The sequence below is a fragment of the Micromonospora inositola genome, from assembly GCF_900090285.1.
In the GTDB taxonomy this organism is placed as follows: domain Bacteria; phylum Actinomycetota; class Actinomycetes; order Mycobacteriales; family Micromonosporaceae; genus Micromonospora; species Micromonospora inositola.
The window spans coordinates 1,921,819-1,942,465 of record NZ_LT607754.1; the positions used below are offsets into that span (position 1 = coordinate 1,921,819).

Genomic DNA, 20,647 nt, shown 5'->3' on the forward strand with positions numbered 1-20,647 from the left:
GGCCCGGCGAGGTCCGTCAGATGTCGAGGAACCGCACGTCCTTGGCGTTGCGCTGGATGAACGAACGGCGGGCCTCGACGTCCTCACCCATCAGCACGCTGAACAGCTCGTCGGCGGTTGCGGCGTCGTCGAGCGTCACCTGACGCAGCGTACGGGTGGCCGGGTTCATCGTGGTCTCCCACAGCTCGGGGTAGTTCATCTCGCCGAGACCCTTGAACCGCTGGATGTCGTCCGGCCTGGCATTGGGCTTCTTCTGCTGGCGCAGCGCGATCAGCCCGTCCCGCTCCCGGTCCGAGTACGCGTACTGGGCGTCGTCGCCCTTCTTGTTCCACTTGATCTTGTAGAGCGGCGGGGCGGCCAGGTAGACGTGGCCCAGCTCGACCAGCGGCCGCATGAAGCGGAACAGCAGGGTGAGCAGCAGCGTCTGGATGTGCTGGCCGTCGACGTCCGCGTCGGCCATCAGCACGATCTTGTGGTACCGCAGCTTCTCGATGTCGAAGTCGTCGTGGATGCCGGTGCCCAGCGCGGTGATCAGCGCCTGGACCTCGTTGTTCTTCAGCACCCGGTCGATCCGGGCCTTCTCCACGTTGAGGATCTTGCCGCGGATCGGCAGGATCGCCTGGGTCCGCGGATCCCGGCCCTGCTTGGCCGAGCCGCCGGCCGAGTCGCCCTCGACGATGAAGACCTCGGACTCGCGCGGGTCGGTGGACTGGCAGTCGGCCAGCTTGCCCGGCATCGAGCCGGACTCCAGCAGCGACTTGCGCCGGGCCAGCTTCCGCGCCTGCTGGGCGGCGATCCGGGCCCGGGCGGCCTGGGAGGCCTTCTGGATGATGGTCTTGGCCTCGGCCGGGTTGCGGTCGAACCAGTCGACCAGCCACTCGTTGCAGACCCGCTGCACGAAGCTCTTCACCGGCGTGTTGCCGAGCTTGGTCTTGGTCTGGCCCTCGAACTGCGGGTTGGTCAGCTTGACCGAGATGATCGCGGCCAGGCCCTCGCGGATGTCCTCGCCGGAGAGCTTCTCGTCGCCCTTGAGCAGCTTCTTCTCCGCGCCGTAGCGGTTGACGACGCTGGTCAGCGCGGCCCGGAAGCCCTCCTCGTGGGTGCCGCCCTCGTGCGTGTTGATCGTGTTGGCGAAGGTGTAGACCGACTCGCCGTACGACTCGTTCCACTGCATGGCGATCTCGACCGCCATGCCCTCTTCCACGTCCTCGGCCTCGAACTGGACCACGGTCTTGTGAATCGGGTTCTTCGAGGCGTTGAGGTGCCGGACGAAGTCGGCGATTCCGTCCTTGTAGAGGAAGGTCACCTCGCGCGGCTTGCCCTCCTCGCCCTCCGCGACCCGCTCGTCGAGGAGGTGGATGGTGAGGCCGCGGTTGAGGAAGGCCATCTCCTGCAGGCGCCGGTAGATGGTCTGGAAGTCGAAGTCAACGGTCTCGAAGACGTCCGCATCCGGCCAGAAGGCGACCGCCGAGCCGGTGCGGTTGGTGGTCTCGCCCTTCTCCAGCGGGCTCGGCTTGGAGTTGGTGTACTGCTGCCGCCAGACGAAACCGGACTTGTGGATCTCCACCTCCATCCGGGTGGAGAGGGCGTTCACGACGGAGACGCCCACGCCGTGCAGACCGCCGGAGACCGCGTACGCCTTGCCGTCGAACTTGCCACCCGCGTGCAGCACGGTCAGCGCGACCTCGACACCCGGCTTCTTCAGCTTGGGGTGCAGGTCGACCGGGAAGCCACGGCCGTTGTCGGTCACCCGGACGCCACCGTCAGCCAGCAGCACGACGTCGATGATGTCGCAGTAGCCGGCCAGCGCCTCGTCCACGGCGTTGTCCACGACTTCCTGCACGAGGTGGTGCAGACCGCGCTCGCCGGTCGACCCGATGTACATACCGGGCCGCTTCCGGACCGCCTCCAGCCCCTCGAGAACGGTGATCGACTCGGCGCCGTACTCCTGCTTGTCCTGCGCTGCCACCCTCGGCCACTTTCTCGCGCCGACCGCGCCAAGGCGCGGGGGCGCGGGTTCGGCGGACAGGACGCGACGTCGGCGCGCACGGACCGGCCCCGGATTCTCCAGGTCACGGATCGCGTACGCCGGTCGCCGCGGTTGCCCGCGGATCGCGATCGGCTAGACCCGATCCGGGACAATGATCAAGGGCCCTCGGGGGCCCGTGTCCGTCGCTCCGGCTCGGGTCTTCGTCTCGCCATCAATCTTACTGTGCGCACACGACTAAACCGCCACTCGGCACCCCTGCGGGGCGGCTGAGACCTCCGTAGCGGGCCGAACCGTGCTGTCTGCGACTCCCCCTACACGCCAGGCCCTGATCGAGGGCGCGACCGCCCACCGGATCGGTACCGGGGCGTAACCGCCCAGGGGTCGCGGCCGGACCGGCCGTGCCGTACCTTTTGCGGCGCCCGCCGCAGCGGTCTTGATCTTTCCCGGGCTGAACCGGGACGATCGACCCGATCGGTCCGACAACGTGCTTGTAAGAGGTGACGCCAGATGGGGCTGGACAATGTCGCGGTGCACTGGCCGCGGACCGGCCGCTTCTACGACCCGGTCGCGCCGGCCGAGTTCGTCGACTTCGGCGAGATCGTCGACCTGCCCCGGATCTCCGCCCCGACCGCGGCGCTCGCCGAGCTGATCGCCAAGACCGGCACGGTGCGGGCGACCGCGTACACCGAACTGGTCGACCTGATCCTCGGACTGGAAAATGTGCTCTACGCCACTGATGCCGCCGCCGAGGACGAGGATCCGGTGATCGACCCCGACGGGTGCTCGTGGATCGCCGGCGGGGTGGAGAAGTTCGTCGCCCAGCACCGGCCGTTCGGCGAGGCGGTGACCTTCGAGTCGGTCGGCGAGGTGCTCCGCTCGCTGATGGCCGACGGTCGCCTCGCCGAGCAGCAGCTCCGCTGGCTCGACACCCGCCTGGACGGGCTGCGCGACGAGAACGGCGACCCGCCGCAGTGGAACTTCACCTGCGCCGAGCTGAGCGTGCTCGCCGCCTTCTATCGCCGCTGCGCCGACCGCGGCTTCGCCGTCTACGCCGACGCCTGATCCCCTCACGCCGGTCGCCAGCGCTCTGCGGCATGTCGCGGTGTCCCATCCCCGGGAAGCCGCGACATGCCGCATGTCGAGTGGATCAGCGGCTGCGTCAGCCGTAGGTGTCGCGGGGGCCACGGCCGCGGACGCGGCGGGGGCCGCGGGACCAGGACGGCGCGGCCGGGCCGTGGATGTGCAGCTTGCGCACCACGTTGTGGCCGACCTCGCTGGCGATCTGCTTGATCAGCGAGCCGGCTAGCAGCCGCAGCTGGGTCGCCCAGGCGGTGGAGCGGGCCTCCACGGTCAGCTCGCCGTTCTCCAACTTCATCGGGCGGCTGTGCTGGGCCACCTCCGGCCCCACCACCCGCTCCCAGGCGCCGAAGACCGTCGCCTCGGCCGCCGGCTGCTGCCAGCCGCGCGCCTTCACCAGCCGGTTCAGCACCGCACCGAGCGGTTGCGGGTCGCGCGGGTCCGGCCCCGGCCCGGAGTAGCCACGCAGCCGGCGCTCGGCACCACCGCCGTCGCCGCCCCCCGCGCTCCGGCGCGGCCGGGCCGCCGCCTGTCGGCGGGCCTTCGCCGCGTCCAGCACCGCCCGGGCCAGCTCCGGCCCGGACGCCCCGGCCGGGCCCGCAGCGCCGTCGGTCACGCCCGTCGGCGCCTGCTCACGGGCCGACGAAGCCTGCCCGCCGGCCGGGTCCGTGCCGCCCCGTCCGGCCGCGCCGCCCGCCGCGGCCGCGTCGTCGGCCCGCCCGTCCGCCGGGCGCGCGCCACGCCCACGTCCGCCGGAAGCGGTTCCCGCCCGCCCGGCCCGATCGTCCGATCCGCTTCCGGCGGTACGGCCACCGCGCGCCGGCCCCAGCCGGGCCGGTGGAAGCTGCGGCTCATCCGACACGGCGTACCGTCCCTTCGCCAACCTCGTACCGGGTGCCGCGCAGGGTCGCCGGCACGTCGTCGTCCACCGCGCAGGTCACCAGGAGCTGGTTCGCCCCGCCCACCAGCTCGGCCAGCCGCTCCCGGCGGCCGACGTCCAGCTCGGCGAAGACGTCGTCCAGCACCAGCACCGGCTCGATGCCGTCCGCGCGCAGCAGGTCGTACCCGGCCAGCCGCAGGGCCAGCGCGTACGACCAGGACTCGCCGTGGCTGGCGTACCCCTTGGCGGGCAGCGGCCCCAGGGTGAGCGCCAGATCGTCCCGGTGCGGCCCGACCAGCGTGGTGCCGCGCTCGATCTCCGCCGACTGCGACTCGGCCAGCGCGGCGGTCAGCGCCTCGGCCAGCGTGGCCCGGTCCACGGTCGGGTCGGGCAGCTCCAGCGACGACCGGTACGCGATCCCGGCCGCCCCCCTGCCCGCCGCCACCGCGTCGTACGCCTTGGTCACGTGCGGCGCGAGCGCGGCGACCAGCTCCAGCCGGCCGGCGAGCAGCTCCGCGCCATGCTGCGCCAGGTGGGTGTCCCAGACGGCGAGGGTGGACAGGTCCCCGCCCCGCGACCCGCCCGTCTTGCGGGCCAGGTACGCCGTCCGGAGCAGGGCGTTGCGCTGCTTGACCACCCGCTCGTAGTCGGCGCGCACCCCGGCGTATCGGGGCTGCCGGGTGACCAGCAGATCGTCCAGGTAGCGGCGGCGCTCGGCCGGATCGCCCCGGACGAGTTCCAGGTCCTCCGGGGCGAAGAGCACCAGGCGCAGCGCGCCGAGCACGTCCCGGGCGCGGCGGGCCGGCGAGCGGCCGAGCCGGGCCCGGTTGGCCTTGCCCGGGACGATCTCCAGCTCGACCAGGAGTTCCCGGCCGTCGTGCACCACGGCGCAGCGGATCACCGCCGAGGAGGCGCCCATTCGGACCAGGGGGGCGTCGGTGGCGACCCGGTGCGAGTCCAGGGTCGCCACGTAGCCCAACGCCTCGACCAGGTTGGTCTTGCCGACACCGTTGGCGCCGATCAGCACGTTCGGGCCCGGCTCCAGGTCGACCCCGACCCGCTCGTACGAGCGGAAGTCGACCAGTTCCAGCCGGCGGACGTACACAGGGTGTGGATACCGGTCAGCTCTTGCGGACGACCGCGTGCCCGCCGAACTGCTGGCGCAGCGCGGCGACCGCCTTCATCGCGGGCGAGTCCTCCTGCCGGGAGGCGAACCGGGCGAAGAGCGAGGCGGTGATGACGTTCAGCGGCACAGCGAGCCGGACCGCCTCGTCGACGGTCCACCGGCCCTCGCCGGTGTCCTCGGTGTAGCCGCTCAGCTCGGCCAGCTCCGGGTCCTCGTCCAGCGCGCGGTCGAGCAGGTCGAGCAGCCAGGACCGGACCACCGTGCCCTCGCGCCACGACTTGAAGACGCCCGGCACGTTGGTCACCAGTTCGGAGGCGGCAAGCAGCTCGTAGCCCTCGGCGTAGGCGTGCATCAGGCCGTACTCGATGCCGTTGTGCACCATCTTGGCGTAGTGCCCGGCGCCGACCGGCCCGGCGTGCACGAAGCCGAACTCGCCCTCGGGCTTGAGCGCCTCGAAGATCGGCATCAGCCGCGCGACGTGCTCCTGGGCGCCGCCGACCATCAGGGCGTACCCGTTCTGCCGGCCCCAGACGCCGCCCGAGACCCCGGCGTCGAGGTAGCCGATGCCCCGCTCGTTCAGCCGCTCGGCGCGCGGGCCGTCGTCACTGAACCGCGAGTTGCCGCCGTCGATGATGATGTCGCCCGCGCCGAGCACGCCGGCCAGCTCGTCGATGGTGGCGTCGGTGACGCCGGCCGGGACCATCACCCAGACCGCGCGCGGCGACTCCAGCTTCTCGGCCAGCTCCGCCATGGTCGCGACGTCGCTCAGCTCCGCGTTGCGGTCGAAGCCGACCACCTCGTGACCGGCGGCACGCAACCGCTCGCGCATGTTGCCACCCATCCGGCCGAGTCCTACCAGGCCGAGCTGCATCTGCTCCTACCTCCGTGCGTCGGTGGTCTGCTGGGGCGCGATCAGCGGGACACGCGGATCGGCATGATGAGGTACCGGTACCCCGGGATGACCTCGCCATCCTCACCGGCGGGGGAAATCACTGCCGGTTTGAAGGCGTCGACGAACGAGAGCAGGGCGTGCTGGGCACCCAGGTTGGCCAGGCCGTCGATCAGGTACTGCGGGTTGAAGCCGATGGTCAGCGCGTCACCGGTGAAGGTGGCCTCCATCGCCTCGCTGGCCCGGGCCTCCTCGGTGCCGCCGGCCTCGACGACCAGCCCGTCCGCGCTGAAGCTCAGCAGCACCGGCGTGGTCCGCTCGGCGACCAACGCGACCCGCTTGACCACCTCGATCAGGGTGCTCACCTGGACCCGCGCCTCCGCGTTGTGGCTGGCCGGGAAGAGCGAGCGCACCGGCGGGTAGTTGGCGCCGTCGAGCAGCCGGCTGGTGGTCCGGCGGGTGCCGCCGGAGAAGCCGATCATGCCCTCGCCGGCGCCGCCCTGGGACAGCGCCATGGTGACCTGACCGCCGAGCGGGCCGAGCGCCTTCGCCGTGTCGTTCAGGGTCCGGGCCGGCACCAGGGCGTTGATGCTCACCTCGGGGTCGTCCGGATTCCACTCCATCTCGCGCAGCGCGAGGCGGTACCGGTCGGTGGCGAGCATGGCGAGCGTGCCGCCGGAGAGCTCGAGGCGTACGCCGGTCATCATCGGCAGCGTCTCGTCGCGGCCGGCGGCGACGGCGACCTGGGCGACGGCGGCCGCGAACGCGGCGGCGTCGACCGTGCCGGCGCTCTCCGGCATCTCCGGCAGGGCCGGGTAGTCCTCCACCGGCATGGTCGGCAGGGTGAAGCGGGCGCTGCCGCAGACCAGCTCCAGGTGAGCGCCGACCGCGGCGATGTCCACCGGCTTGGCGGGCAGCGCCTTGGTGATTTCGGCGAGGAGGCGACCGGAGACCAGGGCGGCGCCGTCGGCGTCCCCCTGCACCTCGACGGTCACCTGGCTGGAGACCTCGTAGTCAAAGCCGGAAACCTGGAGGTTGCCGTCGGTGACTCGGAGCATCACCCCGGCAAGCACCGGTACGGAGGGTCGGTTGGGCAGGCTCTTGGCGGTCCACGCAACCGCCTCGGCGAGCGCGTCGCGCTCCACTCGGAACTTCATCAATGCCTCCGCGTCGACGTCAGCGACAACTCTCTCATGCCGACCGCTGCCCACCGCCCCGCCCGACCGTGCGGGTACCCATCGCACCTTAGGGCGCGTGGGCATCGGCTGTGCGCCCGACCCCGTGGATCCAGGTGCCCGGGCGACTGCCGACGGCAGCGGTTCGGCCCGATCCACAGGAAGTCCAACGGTGATGATTGGTTTTTGTTGTTTTAGAAGAGATAACTCATCGTCTTCATCGCACCTGTGCAAACTGTGGAGAACCGATGTCCGCGCAGGTCAGACAGGTTATCCACCGGTGGGTTGGCTGTGGAGAACCAGGGGTACAACCCGTGTTTCTCTCCACAGGCGCCGCCGACCCCCAGGTTTTCCACGGTTGTCCACCGGTTGTCCACCGGTAATCCACGGGGTTTCTCCCCAACGTTGTGGACGGGGCGGACGACGTTGATCGACGTCGTCCCCAGAACCTTCAACAGGCCGCCCACAGGTCGACCGTCGTCGGTGGACAACTCCGCCGTCGTCCCCAGGCGTCCACAGGCTCGTCCCCAGGAGTTGTCCACAGTCTGTGGGTAACCAGGCCTGGACGGAGCGTGGTTTTCCACCGCCTGTGGAACAGGGGATGTGGACAACCGGGTGGTCCTGTGGACGAACATGACGGCAATCCTCGGCCCTGAAGCCGGTGCAGGGTCAACCCCAGGGCTGCCACAGACGCGAAGAACGCCCGGCCGAGGCTCGGCCGGGCGTTCCTGGTGCCAGCTCCGGCGGGCGCCGGCGTGGCGTACGACTCAGGTGTTCTGCTTGATCCGGTTGGTCAGCTCGGCGATCTGGTTGTAGAGCGAGCGCCGCTCCGCCATCTGCTGGCGGATCTTCCGGTCGGCGTGCATGACGGTGGTGTGGTCCCGGCCGCCGAAGGCCTGCCCGATCCGGGGCAGCGACAGGTCGGTCAGCTCCCGGCACAGGTACATGGCCACCTGGCGGGCGTTGACCAGCACCCGGGAGCGGGAGTGACCGCGCAGGTCCTCCAGGCTCACCCCGAAGTAGTCCGCGGTGGACACCATGATCTGGTCGGCGGTGATCTCCGGACCGCCGCCGTCCGGGATGAAGTCCCGCAGCACCTCCTCGGCGAGCGACAGCTCCACCGACGAGCGGGTGAGGCTGGCGAACGCGGTGACCCGGATCAGCGCCCCCTCCAGTTCCCGGATCGAGTTCGACACCCGGGAGGCGATGAACTCCAGCACGTCCGGCGGGGCGTAGAGCCGCTCCTGCGCCGCCTTCTTCTGCAGGATCGCGATCCGGGTCTCCAGGTCCGGCGGCTGGATGTCGGCCAGCAGGCCCCACTCGAACCGGGTACGCAGCCGGTCCTCCAGCGTCGCCAGCTGCTTCGGGGAGCGGTCGGAGGTGATGACGATCTGCTTGTTGGCGTTGTGCAGGGTGTTGAAGGTGTGGAAGAACTCCTCCTGCGTCCGCTCGCGGCTCTCCAGGAACTGGATGTCGTCGATCAGGAGGATGTCGACGTCGCGGTAGCGGCGCTGGAAGGCGCTGGTCTTGTCGTCCCGGAGCGAGTTGATGAAGTCGTTGGTGAACTCCTCGGTCGAGACGTACCGGACCGAGCGGGCGTTGCCCAGCGTCGTGGCGTAGTGCCCGATGGCGTGCAGCAGGTGGGTCTTGCCCAGCCCGGAACTGCCGTAGATGAAGAGCGGGTTGTACGCCTTCGCCGGTGACTCGGCCACGGCGACGCTCGCCGCGTGGGCGAACCGGTTCGACGAGCCGATGACGAACGTCTCGAACATGTACTTCGGGTTGAGCCGGTTGCCGCTCTCCGCGCCGCCGGGCAACCGGCGGTCGTCCCGGCCACCCGGTCGGTGATCCACCCCGCTGCGACCCGGTCCGCTGTCGGTACCGCCGTCCCGGGGGAGGCCGCGCAGCGGCTGCGGGTCCGCGGCGGCGTTCTCCCGGTACCGGGGCTCGTACCCGCGGGTGTCGGGGGCCGGCGGCTCGACCCGGGCGGCTCGTTCGTCGAAGCCCCGGCGCTCGGCGGCGGGCCGGGCGCCGCGCAGCGGCTCGGCGAAGGCGGCACCGAACAGCGTGTCCTGGCCGTCCCGGCTGGCCGGGATGAGCTGCGGCCGGCCGCCGTCGGCGGTGCGCTGCCGCGGCGTCGGTTCCTCGGCCGGCGGCTCGGGGCGCTCCTCCGGGTAACCGGCTTCGTCGGGCCGGGACGGGTAGCCGGGCGCGTCGGGCCGGGACGGGTAGCCGGACCCGGGGAAGGCGGGGGCGTCCGGGGCGGGGCCGGTCTGGTCGAAGCCGGCGAGCAGGTCCTGGGGGGCCTCGAGGTCGCCCGGTTCGGGGCCGCTGCGGTAGCCGATGCTGGCGGGCCGGGCGGCGCCGGGGCCCTCGGCGACCCGCACGGTGACGGCGACCTGGATGGGCCGGCCGAGCCGCCGGCTGAGCGCGTCGGTGATGGCCGGGCGGAGCCGCGACTCGATCACGTCCCGGGTGAAGGCGTCCGGGACGGAGAGCAGGGCGGTGTCCTCGACGATCGCCCGCAGCCGGGTGAGGCGCAGGTACGCCCGCTGCTGCGCGGAGATGATCTCGTCGGCGAGTTCGTCGGTCGCCGCCGCCCACACCGCGGCGAGGTCGGTCGCTCCGGTCACCGTCGTGCCACCCCCTCGCCTCTGCTCCCGGCCGCCGCTGCTGTCCAGCGACCGTTCCGGGCCCGCCACCGCGTTCGCGCGGGTGTACGCATGTACGTCACACCCACCCGGACGGCTGACCGGTCGTCATCCACAAGTTATCCACAGCCTGTGTACCGACCGATTGTGGCCGCCCACCGGACGCGGGTCGGACCTGCCCCCTGACCTACGGGAGGCGCTGAAGCGGGTTCACCGTGCCGAACGATTCACTACCTTGTCCGGTCTTGCCTGTCAGCGACAACCCGGACCCCCGACGCTGACCGCAATCCGGCACGCTAACAGCGCAGGCCCCGCGTCTTCAACCGTCGAGGCGGTGGCACCCTTGTCAACATCAGTGAAAACCGCCCCTTCGGTCGCGCTTCCGGCGCGGCGGAACGCCTCGGTGTGATGTTTGACGGTCGTTGCCCCCCTGCGTAGGCTGGAGCGGCTGCTCTCTCGCCCTCTGCTAGGGTGATGGGTGCTTGCTGTCCGCGGTCGCTTCCCCGCAACGCCGAGGTCCCGTATCGCCGGGCAGCACCGATCGGGGGTCACCGCCGAGGTGGCCCGGACCAGCACACGACCCCGGGCGATCCCCCGCGTGGGGCGTACGAAAACGGAGAGCCTGACGTGAGCAAGCGCACCTACCAGCCGAACAACCGCCGGCGCGCGAAGACCCACGGCTTCCGGCTGCGCATGCGCACCCGTGCCGGCCGTGCCATCCTCTCGACCCGTCGCGCCAAGGGCCGCACCCGCCTGTCGGCCTGAGGCCGACCGGTCCGGTTCGGGGGACGTGGGCAGTCGTGCTGGCCGCCGCACAGCGACTGCGGCGCAGTAGCGACTTCGCCGCAGCGGTCCGGGGTGGCCGACGCGTCGGCCGTGGCGCCGTCGTGGTGCACCTGACCCTCCCCCCGACCACCGGACCCACCGCGACAACCTCGCCGGAGCCGGCGCGGAACACCGGTGCGGAGCCCTCCGCACCGAGCCGCGCCGGCTTCGTCGTGTCCAAGGCGGTCGGCAACGCCGTGGTCCGGAACAAGGTCCGACGTCGGCTCCGGCACCTGGTTCGCGAGCGGCTCGACCAGCTCCCCGCCGGGAGCACCCTGGTGGTACGGGCCCTGCCCGCTGCCACCGAGGCGTCGTACGCCCGACTCGGGGCCGACCTGGACGCCGCCGTCGCCGCCGCGCGGGCCCCCCGGGATCGGCGGTCCCGGTGAGCGGCGGAAAGGCCGCCCCGCGGCCCCTGACAACCGGTGCCCGAGTGCTGCTGGTGCCCATCGTCGCGTACCGTCGTTGGATAAGCCCGGCGCTGCCGGCCCGCTGTCGGTTCTACCCGTCGTGCAGCGCCTACGCCGTGGAGGCGGTCTCCCGGCACGGCGCGCTCCGGGGAGCCTGGCTGACGGTCCGACGGCTGTCGCGCTGCCACCCCTTTCACCCAGGTGGACATGACCCGGTGCCGGAGCCGGGCGGTCACCGCCGTGCCGATGTGACTGGAGCCCTGTAGTGAGTCTGAGTCTCGACTGGATCTACTACGCGATCTCGTGGATCCTGCTGACCTGGCACTCGGCCTGGGACGCCATCGGGGTGCCGGTCGGAGCCGTGCTCGGGACGAACTGGTCCTGGATCCTGGCCATCATCTTCCTGGTGGTCACGGTCCGGGTGATCCTGTTCCCGGTCTTCGTCAAGCAGATCAAGTCGCAGCGGGCGATGCAGGCGCTCCAGCCGAAGGTCAAGGAGCTGCAGGAGAAGCACAAGGGTGACCGGGAGACGCTCCAGAAGGAGATGATGGAGCTCTACCGGAAGGAAAAGGCCAACCCGCTGATGGGCTGCCTTCCGATGTTCCTCCAGATCCCCGTGTTCCTTGGCCTGTTCCACACCCTCAAGCGGCTCAACCCGAACGCCAAGGACCAGTACAAGGTCCTGTACGGGTGGACCGCCGGACAGTTCGAGAACGCCGCGCACGCGAAGCTGTTCAACGCCCCGATCTCCGGGAAGTTCGGATCGACCGCCGCGGAGCTGGCTAGCCTGGGGGCCAGCGCCCACACCGTCAAGATCGTCGCGGGCGTCCTGGTGGCGATCATGATCGCCACCACGTACCTCACCAGCCGGCAGATGATCCTCAAGACCGGGTGGGCAGAGGACCCGCAGCAGCGGATGGTGCAGCGGTTGATGCTCTACGGCATCCCGGTGTCGCTGCTGGTCTCCGGCTCGATCTTCCCGATCGGTGTGATCATCTACTGGGTCACCAACAACCTCTTCACCCTCGGCCAGCAGCAGTGGGTGCTCCGCAAGTTCCCGCCGCTGGTGCCGCCCAAGACCGGCGCCGCCGCCGGCCGAACCGGCGCCCAGCCGGCGAAGACCGGCGGCCTGCTCGGCCGCAAGGCCGCCCCGGCACCGGCGAAGCCGCAGGTGACCACCCCCAAGGTGGCCGGACCGAAGCCCGGCGCGAAGCCGGTCAACCCGAAGAAGACCCGCCCGGCCAAGCGGCAGGGCTGAGCCCCCGGGCCGCCGCCGGAATTCCTGGCGGCGGCCCCTTCCGGCCCCGTGCAGCCACCGTACGGTCGGCGCCGGGCCGGAACCGCCGCGCGCAGCGCGGTCACGGGTGAAACTGCCCGTACAGACGTGCCCGTGGGCACCGGCGAGACCTCCCCGCCGGCCCCGGGAGACCAGCGGACCCGACGGTCCGGCCGAGCGAGTACGGAGATGAGACCGTGACCGACACCAGCATCCCCAGCGCCGACCAGTCCCTGGACGAGGAGACCGCGCCGGCCGCCGTCGCCGACGAGGCCGAGGCCGGCTCGAGCCAGGAGAAGAAGGCGCCGGCCGAGAGCGACCTGTTCCGGCAGAGCGAGATCGCGGCGGACTACGTCGAGGGCCTGCTCGACATCCTCGACTACGACGGCGACATCGACGAGCTGGTCTCCGGCGGCCGTCCGGTCGTCGAGGTCGTCGGTGCCCACCTGCAGAACCTGGTCGGCCAGCGCGGCGCCACCCTGGAGGCGCTCCAGGAGCTGGCCCGGCTGGCGGTGTTCCGGCAGACCGGCACGCCGAGCCGGCTGCTGCTCGACGTCGGTGGCTACCGGGCCACCCGACGCAAGGAGCTGGCCGCCGTCGCCAAGAACGCGGTCGAGAAGGTCAAGGAGTACGGCGAGCCGGTGCGCCTCGAGCCGATGTCCGCGTTCGAGCGCAAGTGCGTGCACGACGTGGTGAACGCGATGAGCGGCGTGGAGAGCGAGTCCGAGGGCGTCGAGCCGAACCGGCGCATCATCGTCCGGCCGGCGGACTGACCGGGTGACTCACGACGAGACGACGGCGGGCGCCGCGTCCGGCCCGGGCGGTACGCCGTCCGGGCCGTCGCCTGTCCGGCCCGACCCTGCCGCCGAACCGGGCGCGCCCGCGCCGCTCTTCTCCGACCGCACGACCGACGCCGCGACTCCACCCCCGGCCGGGCCGACCGCGCCGGCCGACGCGCCCTTCTCGGGTACGCCGTCCGGCCCCCCGGATGAGCCGGTCCCGGCCACTCCGGCGGGCTCGGTCGAGACGACCTTCTCCGGTCCGCCGACCGCCGATCCCGCCCTCGGCGACGCTCCGACCGGGTCGGTCGACCCGGCTTTCGTCGACGTTCCGACCGAGCCGACCGTCGTCGACGTTCCGACCGGGTCGGCCGATCGGGCCGCCGCCGACGCGTCCGCCGCCGCCGTCGATCCGGCGGTGGCCGACGGTGTCGATCCGGCCCACCCGGCCGACGAGCCGGCGACCGGCGTCGCGACCGCGGCGGACGGTCCCGCCGGTCCCGACGATCGTCCGTCTCCCGCGGAGGTGACGCTTCCGCCCGAGCTGGCGGAGGCAGCTCGTACCCTCTTCGGCGACCGGCTCGACCTCGCCGCCGCGTACGCCGAGCTGCTGGCGACCGACGGCGTGGTCCGCGGCCTGATCGGCCCCCGGGAGGCACCCCGGATCTGGGAGCGGCACCTGCTCAACTGCGCCGCGATGGCCGAGCGGATCCCCGAGAACGCGACCGTGCTCGACGTCGGCTCCGGCGCCGGGCTGCCCGGCCTGGTGCTCGCGATCGCCCGACCCGACCTGACCGTCACGCTGATCGAGCCGCTCGCCCGGCGCACCTCCTTCCTCATCGAGGCGGTGCAGCACCTGGGCCTGACAAAGATGGTGCGGGTCTTCCGGGGACGGGCGGACGAGGCGGCGGCCGGCTCGCGCGACACCGCGCCGCTCAGCGGCGACATCGTCACCGCCCGCGCGGTGGCCCCGCTGGACCGGCTCGCCGCCTGGTGTCTGCCGCTGGTGGTGCCCGGCGGCCGGTTGGTCGCCCTGAAGGGTGCCTCCGCCGCCGACGAGGTCGCCGAACACGCCGAGGCGGTGGCCCGGCTCGGTGGTGGGCAGCCGGAGGTGCACCGCTGCGGCGTCGGCGTGATCGAGCCACCCGCGACGGTGATCGAGGTGGTGCGGGAGCGGGTCGTCGGTCCGGCCCGCAAGAAGGCCGCCGCGAAGCGGTCACGGGGCGGCCGCCGCGGTGGCCGCGGTGGCCGGGATCGCTGATCCCCCAACTGCTTCCGGTGGACCCTTCGGTCGTTGGAAACGGTGCGAGGTAGCTGACCGATCAGAACCCGACGTGGACCCGCTGCGCCCGTCCGCCGTAGGCTGGCCGCGCGTCGATAGTGTGGAACGGCGGTGCCGGATGGCACCGGACCCCGACCGTTCCCGCCGGGCCGTACGCCGCGCCGTGAGCGCGGGACGGCCGATTGACGGGGTGCGGACCGACCATCCGGAGCGGGCAGGGATGACAGGTGCATGACGACGGCAGGTACGACGATCCACGGGTGACCGGGCCAGGAGGGCGACCCTCTGCCGCCGACCCCGTTTCACGTGAAACCGACCAGCGGGGCTGGCCCGCGGGCGCGGAGTTCCGCGACCCGTCGTCCCGCCCGCCGGACCGCGAACCGGCGGCGCGCCGGGACGCTCCGCCGGTCGGTGGGCTTCACCCGACCTCCGGCGTTCCGGCCAACCTCCCGCCCGTCGCGGGTGGGCCGCAGCCGACCTCGGGCGTACCGGCGAACCTGCCGCCCATGCGGGAAGCGCCGGGGTCGACCGGTCGTCCGGCCACCGTGGCCGACTCGCGATCGGTCCCGGCTCCGCGCGACGCCGCCGCCTCCGCCCGGTTCGAGCCGCCGCCCGCCGCACCCGGAACGCCGGTGCCCCAGCAGCCGGCGCCGCACGCGGTACCGGACGCCGGCCCGGCGACGGTGGTCCCGTCCGACGCGCCACCGGTCGCCGGCTACGAAGCCGCAGCCACCGCCAGCACGTACGTTTCACGTGAAACCCCGACGCGCGAAGAGGATGACCCACCGTTGGCTATGGAGGCTATGCGCGCCGTGCAGATCCTGAATCCCAGTGGCGAGGTGACCATGCCTCGGCCGGAACGGACCCGGGTCATGTGCGTCGCGAACCAGAAGGGCGGCGTGGGTAAGACCACGACCACGGTGAACCTGGCGGTGGCTCTGGCCCTGCACGGCAACCGGGTCCTCGTGGTCGACCTGGACCCGCAGGGCAACGCCTCCACCGGACTCAACGTCCCGCACCACACCGGCGTCCCCGACGTCTACGACTGCCTGATCGACAGCGTGCCGCTGGAGGAGGTCACCCAGGCCGTCGAGGGCATCCCGAACCTGTGGTGCGTACCGGCCACCATCGACCTGGCCGGTGCCGAGATCGAGCTGGTGTCGGTGGTCGCCCGGGAGTCCCGACTGGCCCGGGCCATCGCCGCCTACCCCGGCCACTTCGACTACGTCTTCATCGACTGCCCGCCCTCGCTCGGTCTGCTGACCGTCAACGCGTTGGTGGCCGCGCAGGAGGTGCTGATCCCCATCCAGTGCGAGTACTACGCGCTGGAGGGACTCAACCAGCTGATCAGCAACATCAACCTGGTCCGCCAGCACCTCAACCCGAAGCTCGAGGTCTCCACGATCCTGCTCACCATGTACGACCGCCGTACCCGGCTGGCCGACGCGGTGGAACAGGACGTCCGGAACCACTTTGGCGACAAGGTGCTCCAGGCCGTGATCCCGCGGAACGTGCGGGTGTCCGAGGCGCCGAGCTACGGGCAGTCCGTGATGACCTACGATCCCGGTTCGCGGGGGGCTACGAGCTACTTCGAAGCCGCCCAGGAGATCGCCGAACGTGGGGTCAAGGAGCCGGTGAGCCGGAATGCGTAGCGCGGAGAAGTCGCTGGGAGGCGTCGCATGAAAAACCGTCCTCGTGGCGGTCTGGGCCGGGGACTCGGGGCATTGATCCCGACGGCACCGGTGGAGCCGGCCGTTCCGGCGGCCGGTGAGTCGGAGGCCGTTGCCCCGGCCACGGCGGGAACGGCCGCGCCGCCGCCCTCGGCGGCCGCGGCGTCCATCGCCCCTGCGGTGGAGGCCGGACCACAGTTGAGTCCGGTGCCGGGAGCCCGGTTCGCCGAGATCCCGGTCGACGCGATCGTGCCGAACCCGAAGCAGCCCCGTCAGGTCTTCGACGAGGAGGCGCTGGAAGAGCTGAAGACCTCCATCCAGGAGGTCGGGTTCCTCCAGCCGATCGTCGTACGCCAGCTCGACGGCGAGAAGTACGAACTCGTCATGGGTGAGCGGCGCTGGCGGGCGGCTCAGGCGGTCGGCCGGGAGAGCATCCCGGCCATCGTCCGGGACACCAAGGACGACGCGATGCTCCGGGACGCGCTGCTGGAGAACATCCACCGCGCCAACCTGAACCCGTTGGAGGAGGCGGCCGCGTACCAGCAGCTGCTGGAGGAGTTCGGCGCGACCCACGAGGAGTTGGCGCGCCGCATCGGCCGGAGCCGGCCGCAGATCTCCAACACGATCCGCTTGATGAACCTCCCGGCGCAGGTGCAGCGGCGGGTCGCCGCCGGCGTGCTCTCTGCCGGCCACGCCCGGGCGCTGCTCAGTCTGGACGACGCCGAGGCCCAGGAGCAGCTCGCGCTGCGGATCGTCGCCGAGGGCATCTCGGTACGCGCGACCGAGGAACTGGTCGCCCTGGCGCTGGCCGACGGGCCGGCGAAGAACCCGGCGGCCAAGCGTCGGCCCAAGCCGCACGCCCCGGCGCTGACCGACCTGGCCGACCGGCTCTCCGACCGCTTCGACACCCGGGTGAAGGTCGACATCGGCCGGAGCAAGGGAAAGATCACGATTGAATTCGCCACGGTCGACGATCTGGAGCGGATCGTCGGGATCATCGGTGTCGAGCAGGAGGAGCAGCCCGAGGACTGAGCACTTCCCCCGACGGCCTCGGCCGCGTGGTCCTGCACCAGGACCACGCGGCCGATCCGTTCCACCGGGCGGGTGGTCCTGCACCAGGACCACGCGGCCGATCCGTTCCACCGGGCGGGCGGCCCGACCGCATCCGACCGCCACAGGGCTCTCAGCGGGGTCAGAGCGATCTTCTCCTGCCCCGCATACCGGATCCACTCCCCGATGGCCGTGCTGGGCCACTGAGGGCCCTTTCCGCACGAGCTGCGCACGTCCCTCAGCCTGCCCGACGCCGCTGCGGGTGGCGTTCCGGCCGAGGCGTGCCCGGACGACACCCGTTCGAGCTGCCTGCTCCACGTGCCGCCAGCCGCGGGTTCGGGTTCCAACCGAGCGCCGTTTCACGTGAAACGTTGATCCGGCTGTTCGACACCGGCGGGTGCGCGGGCGAAGAGGATGAGGAACATGCGGGGACTCACTGGGGTGGGGGTGGCCCGGGTGGGTCCGACCGCTGGATTCGTTTCTGAGGTGCTCGAGGCGCCGGCCACGTTCCGGAGCGACTCGCCCTGAGGGTCAGGACCGAGCAGGGCGGCGCGTATCTGTCGGGCGTCGCGGCGGCCGTCCGAGGAAACGCGGTCACCTTCCGACTGGTCGCCTCGCGGAGGCGCTCTCCGGCAGATCTCCGGTCGGCAGCCGCTGCTGCGGCCGAGCTCCTACGTTGCACGCGGGGCGGTGAGCGGCCGCTGACCGACGACGCCATCATGCATGGTGCGCCGCGGCGAAGAAGTTGACGGCCGGATCAGGCTGATCGCGAGCCGTCCCGAAAGTCGCTCCCGGTTTCACGTGAAACGCCCCCGCGCTCCGCACAGTTCCCGACGTGCGCTCACCGCGCCCGCACCGATGTGATGCCATGGCCCACGTCCGCCCGGGTTTGGCGTGCCACCTCCCGCCCCGGGGGTTGCGTCCCCGCGCTCGAGCGGGCAGGGCATCCCCACGCCTGCCCGGGCTCCGACGCGGCGTCGATGTCCGCTCGAGCTCCGGCGTGGCCCCGAACATTCAGACTTCGGCAGGGGCCGCCGCCAGGCAACAACGGGACTTCGGCATGAGAGACGCCTGCTTCGTCGCCGATCCTCGCTTGGTCGCTCGGCTCGGTGAGTCGCCGGCACGCCGTCCCGGTAGCCCGCCCTCAGGAAGCGGGGCACCCCGGCAGCACCGGGTCAGCCGCCCTCACGCCGGCAACACGGCCGTGCTCGCCCCCTGCGACCGCTTCGACCAGATCGACCGCGCCGGTGCCCGATTACGGAAACCGCCCTTCCAGGTCGCTCGGAAAGAGGCGATCCGAGGCGGTGCCGATCCGAGGCCGGCTCGTTAGGAAGAAGGGGCTCAGCGGGAGGCGCGGCAGGGACGGAGAACGCCGGACCAGCCGCAGCTCGGTTATCCACAGCGGTTTTCCACAGGCACCCCTCGTTTCACGTGAAACAGCGCTGAGAAACGTGTCTTGACCTGTGGATGACGCGGTGTGGTGGTGACCCCATCGGCCTGTGGACAACGCGGTGGACGGGGGCCGTGCGGCACCGAGCGGGACCGTTGGCCCGCCCCGCCTGATCGACGAGGAGCGCTGCGCGTTCGCGGCGACGGATGGCGAATCAGGGTAGGGACAGGCGTCCTCGTCTCGGTTAGGGTCAGCGTCGTGCAGGACACCCCTCCCTCAGTTCCGGACTTCACCCAGTGGCCCTCCTTCCCCTTCGAGGGCCACCTTCGCGTCAAGCAGCTCGACGATCTGGTCCCGGTCGAACCTCCCCGTCGCGGTGAGGGGAATCGGGAATGCACCGCCTGTAACGCTCCCGACGAGGCCTACATCTGGGTGGGTGAGCGATGGCGGGTGCGGGCGATGGACCGTCCCACCGGCCTGCCGATGGTGCTGATCCTCGAGTCGCGGTCGCATCTCGACCTCGGCGACCTGCCCAACCTCCTCGCCGCCGAGCTGGGCGTGATGACCGTGCGCCTTGAACGCGCCATCCGGTCCCTCGACGGCGTCGCCCGGGTCCACGTCAACCGTTGGGGTGACGGCTCGGCGCACCTGCACATCTGGTTCCTCGCCCGGCCGTCCGGGCGGCTTCAGCTGCGCGGCACGTTCCTCTCGCTCTGGGATTCGATCCTGCCGCCGATCTCCGAGGCGCAGTGGCGGGAAAACCTCGCCATGGTCGCCGCCTGGCTGGCCGAGTTCGGCGGTCGCCCGCTGGCCGAGCCGCCGCGTATCCAGTGGCAGGCGCCGTCGCGTCTTTCTGCGGTCACGGCCGCGGATGCCGTCGCCGGTGAGGAGGAGGCCGTCTCCGTCGTCGAGGCGGCCGAAGAGATCCCGGAGCCGGAGAGCGGGACCGACGAACAACCGGAGAGCGGAAGCGAAGAAAGGCCGGGGAGCGAAGGCGACGAGGAGCCGGGAAGCGGGAGCGAGGAGAAGTCGGAGAGCGGCTCCCGCCTGAGCTGAGAACGGGGGCCCGGACGGCACGCCGGCGAGCCGGGGGCGCTCGGGGTCGGCGCGAGCAACACCGGATCCCTCCGAAACCCGACGTCTCCGTGCGGAGGCCCGGTGCCGCCCGGCGAACGGTCAGGGGCGGCGGGCGGCGGCTCGGGTCACCAGCGACCCGAGCACCCGGCCGAAGTCCAGGCCGGCCGCCTGGATGGCCAGCGGCAGCAGCGAGGTCTCCGTCATCCCCGGGGAGACGTTGACCTCCAGCACGTGCGGCTGCCCCGAGGCGTCGACGATCAGGTCGACCCGGGAGAGGTCCCGCAGGCCGAGCGCGGTGTGCGCGGCGAGCGCCACCTCGGCGACCCGCGCGGTCACCTCCGGGTCGAGCCGGGCCGGGGCGTGCCAGGTGGTCCGGCCGGCGGTGTAGCGGGCGGCGTAGTCGTAGACGCCGTTGCGGGGCACGATCTCCACCGGGGGGAGCGCCTGCGGGCCCTCGCCGAGGTCGAGCACCGACACCGCCACGTCCATGCCGGGCACGTAGCGCTCGACCAGCGCCGTCTGGTCGTACGCGAAGCAGCCCACCATTGCGGCCGGGAGCGACCCGGCGTCCCGGACCACCGCGGCGCCGAGTCCGGAGCCGCCCTGCGCGGGCTTGACCATCAGCGGCAGGCCGAGCCGGTCGACGATCCGGTCCAGCACCGCCACCGCGCCCAGCTCGGAGAAGCGGTCGTGCGGCAGGGCCACCCAGTCGGGGGTGGGGATGCCGGCCTCGCGGAGCACCGCCTTCGCGGACGGCTTGTCCCAGGCGAGCCGGGAGGCGCGGGCGTCACATCCCACGTACGGGACGTCGCAGAGGTCGAGCACGCCCCGGAGCGAGCCGTCCTCGCCGGTGGCGCCGTGCAGGGCGATCACCACCGCGTCCGGCGGGTCGGCCGCCAGGGCCGGGAGCAGGGCCACGTCGGCGTCCCGCAGTTCGGCCTCCACGCCCACGGCCCGCAGCGCGTCGAGCACCCGCCGGCCGGACCGGAGCGAGACGTCCCGCTCGTAGGAGAGGCCACCGGCGAGCACCAGGACGTGCAGTTCGGCGGTGACGGCGGGATCGGTCACGAGAGTCCGGGCAGCGGAGGTGACAGCCATGC

Annotated in this window: 17 protein-coding genes; 10 read left to right on the forward strand and 7 right to left on the reverse strand. The window is 71.9% G+C overall.

Annotated elements, in window-relative coordinates; translation table 11 throughout:
* Positions 1 to 16: 16 nt before the first annotated feature.
* Positions 17 to 1,969: a DNA topoisomerase (ATP-hydrolyzing) subunit B gene (gyrB, locus tag GA0070613_RS09180; protein WP_089011905.1), complete on the reverse strand. Its 1,953-nt coding sequence runs from the start codon at positions 1,967 to 1,969 to the stop codon at positions 17 to 19.
* Between the two features lie 528 nt (positions 1,970 to 2,497).
* Between gyrB and GA0070613_RS09185 the strand changes: the two genes are divergently transcribed.
* A complete protein-coding gene (locus GA0070613_RS09185; protein ID WP_089011906.1) occupies positions 2,498 to 3,052 on the forward strand; it encodes a hypothetical protein in 555 nt (184 codons plus the stop codon).
* 97 nt (positions 3,053 to 3,149) lie between these two features.
* Here the strand turns inward: GA0070613_RS09185 and GA0070613_RS09190 are convergent, their stop codons facing one another.
* The 5 genes from GA0070613_RS09190 to dnaA form a co-directional block, all read right to left on the reverse strand.
* On the reverse strand, positions 3,150 to 3,683 hold the full coding sequence (locus tag GA0070613_RS09190; protein ID WP_089015841.1) for a DUF721 domain-containing protein: 534 nt from the start codon (positions 3,681 to 3,683) through the stop codon (positions 3,150 to 3,152).
* A gap of 235 nt (positions 3,684 to 3,918) precedes the next feature.
* The gene (gene recF / locus GA0070613_RS09195) at positions 3,919 to 5,052 is read right to left on the reverse strand and encodes a DNA replication/repair protein RecF (RefSeq protein ID WP_089011907.1); all 1,134 of its coding nucleotides are present in this window, start codon (positions 5,050 to 5,052) and stop codon (positions 3,919 to 3,921) included.
* Positions 5,053 to 5,068: 16 nt separating this feature from the next.
* A complete protein-coding gene (gene gnd, locus GA0070613_RS09200) occupies positions 5,069 to 5,944 on the reverse strand; it encodes a phosphogluconate dehydrogenase (NAD(+)-dependent, decarboxylating) (protein WP_089011908.1) in 876 nt (291 codons plus the stop codon).
* 41 nt (positions 5,945 to 5,985) lie between these two features.
* Complete coding sequence (gene dnaN / locus GA0070613_RS09205; RefSeq protein WP_089011909.1) at positions 5,986 to 7,119, reverse strand: DNA polymerase III subunit beta; 1,134 nt, start codon at positions 7,117 to 7,119, stop codon at positions 5,986 to 5,988.
* A 785-nt stretch (positions 7,120 to 7,904) separates the two neighbouring features.
* A complete protein-coding gene (dnaA, locus tag GA0070613_RS09210) occupies positions 7,905 to 9,770 on the reverse strand; it encodes a chromosomal replication initiator protein DnaA (protein WP_089011910.1) in 1,866 nt (621 codons plus the stop codon).
* A gap of 645 nt (positions 9,771 to 10,415) precedes the next feature.
* On the opposite strand from dnaA, the gene rpmH reads away from it, so the two are divergent.
* The 9 genes from rpmH (at position 10,416) to GA0070613_RS09255 (ending at position 19,526) form a co-directional block, all read left to right on the forward strand.
* Positions 10,416 to 10,553: a 50S ribosomal protein L34 gene (gene rpmH, locus GA0070613_RS09215; RefSeq protein WP_067300964.1), complete on the forward strand. Its 138-nt coding sequence runs from the start codon at positions 10,416 to 10,418 to the stop codon at positions 10,551 to 10,553.
* Between the two features lie 35 nt (positions 10,554 to 10,588).
* Entirely contained in the window at positions 10,589 to 11,002 is a 414-nt protein-coding gene (gene rnpA, locus GA0070613_RS09220; RefSeq protein ID WP_089011911.1) for a ribonuclease P protein component, read from the forward strand.
* 44 nt (positions 11,003 to 11,046) lie between these two features.
* Positions 11,047 to 11,289: a membrane protein insertion efficiency factor YidD gene (gene yidD, locus GA0070613_RS09225; RefSeq protein ID WP_231929725.1), complete on the forward strand. Its 243-nt coding sequence runs from the start codon at positions 11,047 to 11,049 to the stop codon at positions 11,287 to 11,289.
* A 5-nt stretch (positions 11,290 to 11,294) separates the two neighbouring features.
* The gene (gene yidC / locus GA0070613_RS09230; protein WP_089015842.1) at positions 11,295 to 12,281 is read left to right on the forward strand and encodes a membrane protein insertase YidC; all 987 of its coding nucleotides are present in this window, start codon (positions 11,295 to 11,297) and stop codon (positions 12,279 to 12,281) included.
* 215 nt (positions 12,282 to 12,496) lie between these two features.
* Complete coding sequence (locus tag GA0070613_RS09235) at positions 12,497 to 13,072, forward strand: Jag family protein (protein WP_089011913.1); 576 nt, start codon at positions 12,497 to 12,499, stop codon at positions 13,070 to 13,072.
* Positions 13,073 to 13,604: 532 nt separating this feature from the next.
* Positions 13,605 to 14,339 carry a 16S rRNA (guanine(527)-N(7))-methyltransferase RsmG gene (gene rsmG / locus GA0070613_RS09240; protein ID WP_089015843.1) on the forward strand — a complete coding sequence of 245 codons (735 nt, stop codon included), beginning with the start codon at positions 13,605 to 13,607 and terminating at the stop codon, positions 14,337 to 14,339.
* A gap of 815 nt (positions 14,340 to 15,154) precedes the next feature.
* A complete protein-coding gene (locus GA0070613_RS34360) occupies positions 15,155 to 16,012 on the forward strand; it encodes a ParA family protein (RefSeq protein ID WP_269459048.1) in 858 nt (285 codons plus the stop codon).
* 27 nt (positions 16,013 to 16,039) lie between these two features.
* Positions 16,040 to 17,062: a ParB/RepB/Spo0J family partition protein gene (locus tag GA0070613_RS09250; RefSeq protein ID WP_089011915.1), complete on the forward strand. Its 1,023-nt coding sequence runs from the start codon at positions 16,040 to 16,042 to the stop codon at positions 17,060 to 17,062.
* A 1,666-nt stretch (positions 17,063 to 18,728) separates the two neighbouring features.
* Positions 18,729 to 19,526, forward strand: a complete 798-nt coding sequence (locus tag GA0070613_RS09255) for a hypothetical protein (RefSeq protein WP_408630976.1) — start codon at positions 18,729 to 18,731, stop codon at positions 19,524 to 19,526.
* Positions 19,527 to 19,646: 120 nt separating this feature from the next.
* Here GA0070613_RS09255 and GA0070613_RS09260 read toward each other — a convergent pair whose 3' ends face one another.
* On the reverse strand, positions 19,647 to 20,645 hold the full coding sequence (locus GA0070613_RS09260; protein WP_089011916.1) for a D-alanine--D-alanine ligase family protein: 999 nt from the start codon (positions 20,643 to 20,645) through the stop codon (positions 19,647 to 19,649).
* Between the last annotated feature and the right edge of the window lie 2 nt (positions 20,646 to 20,647).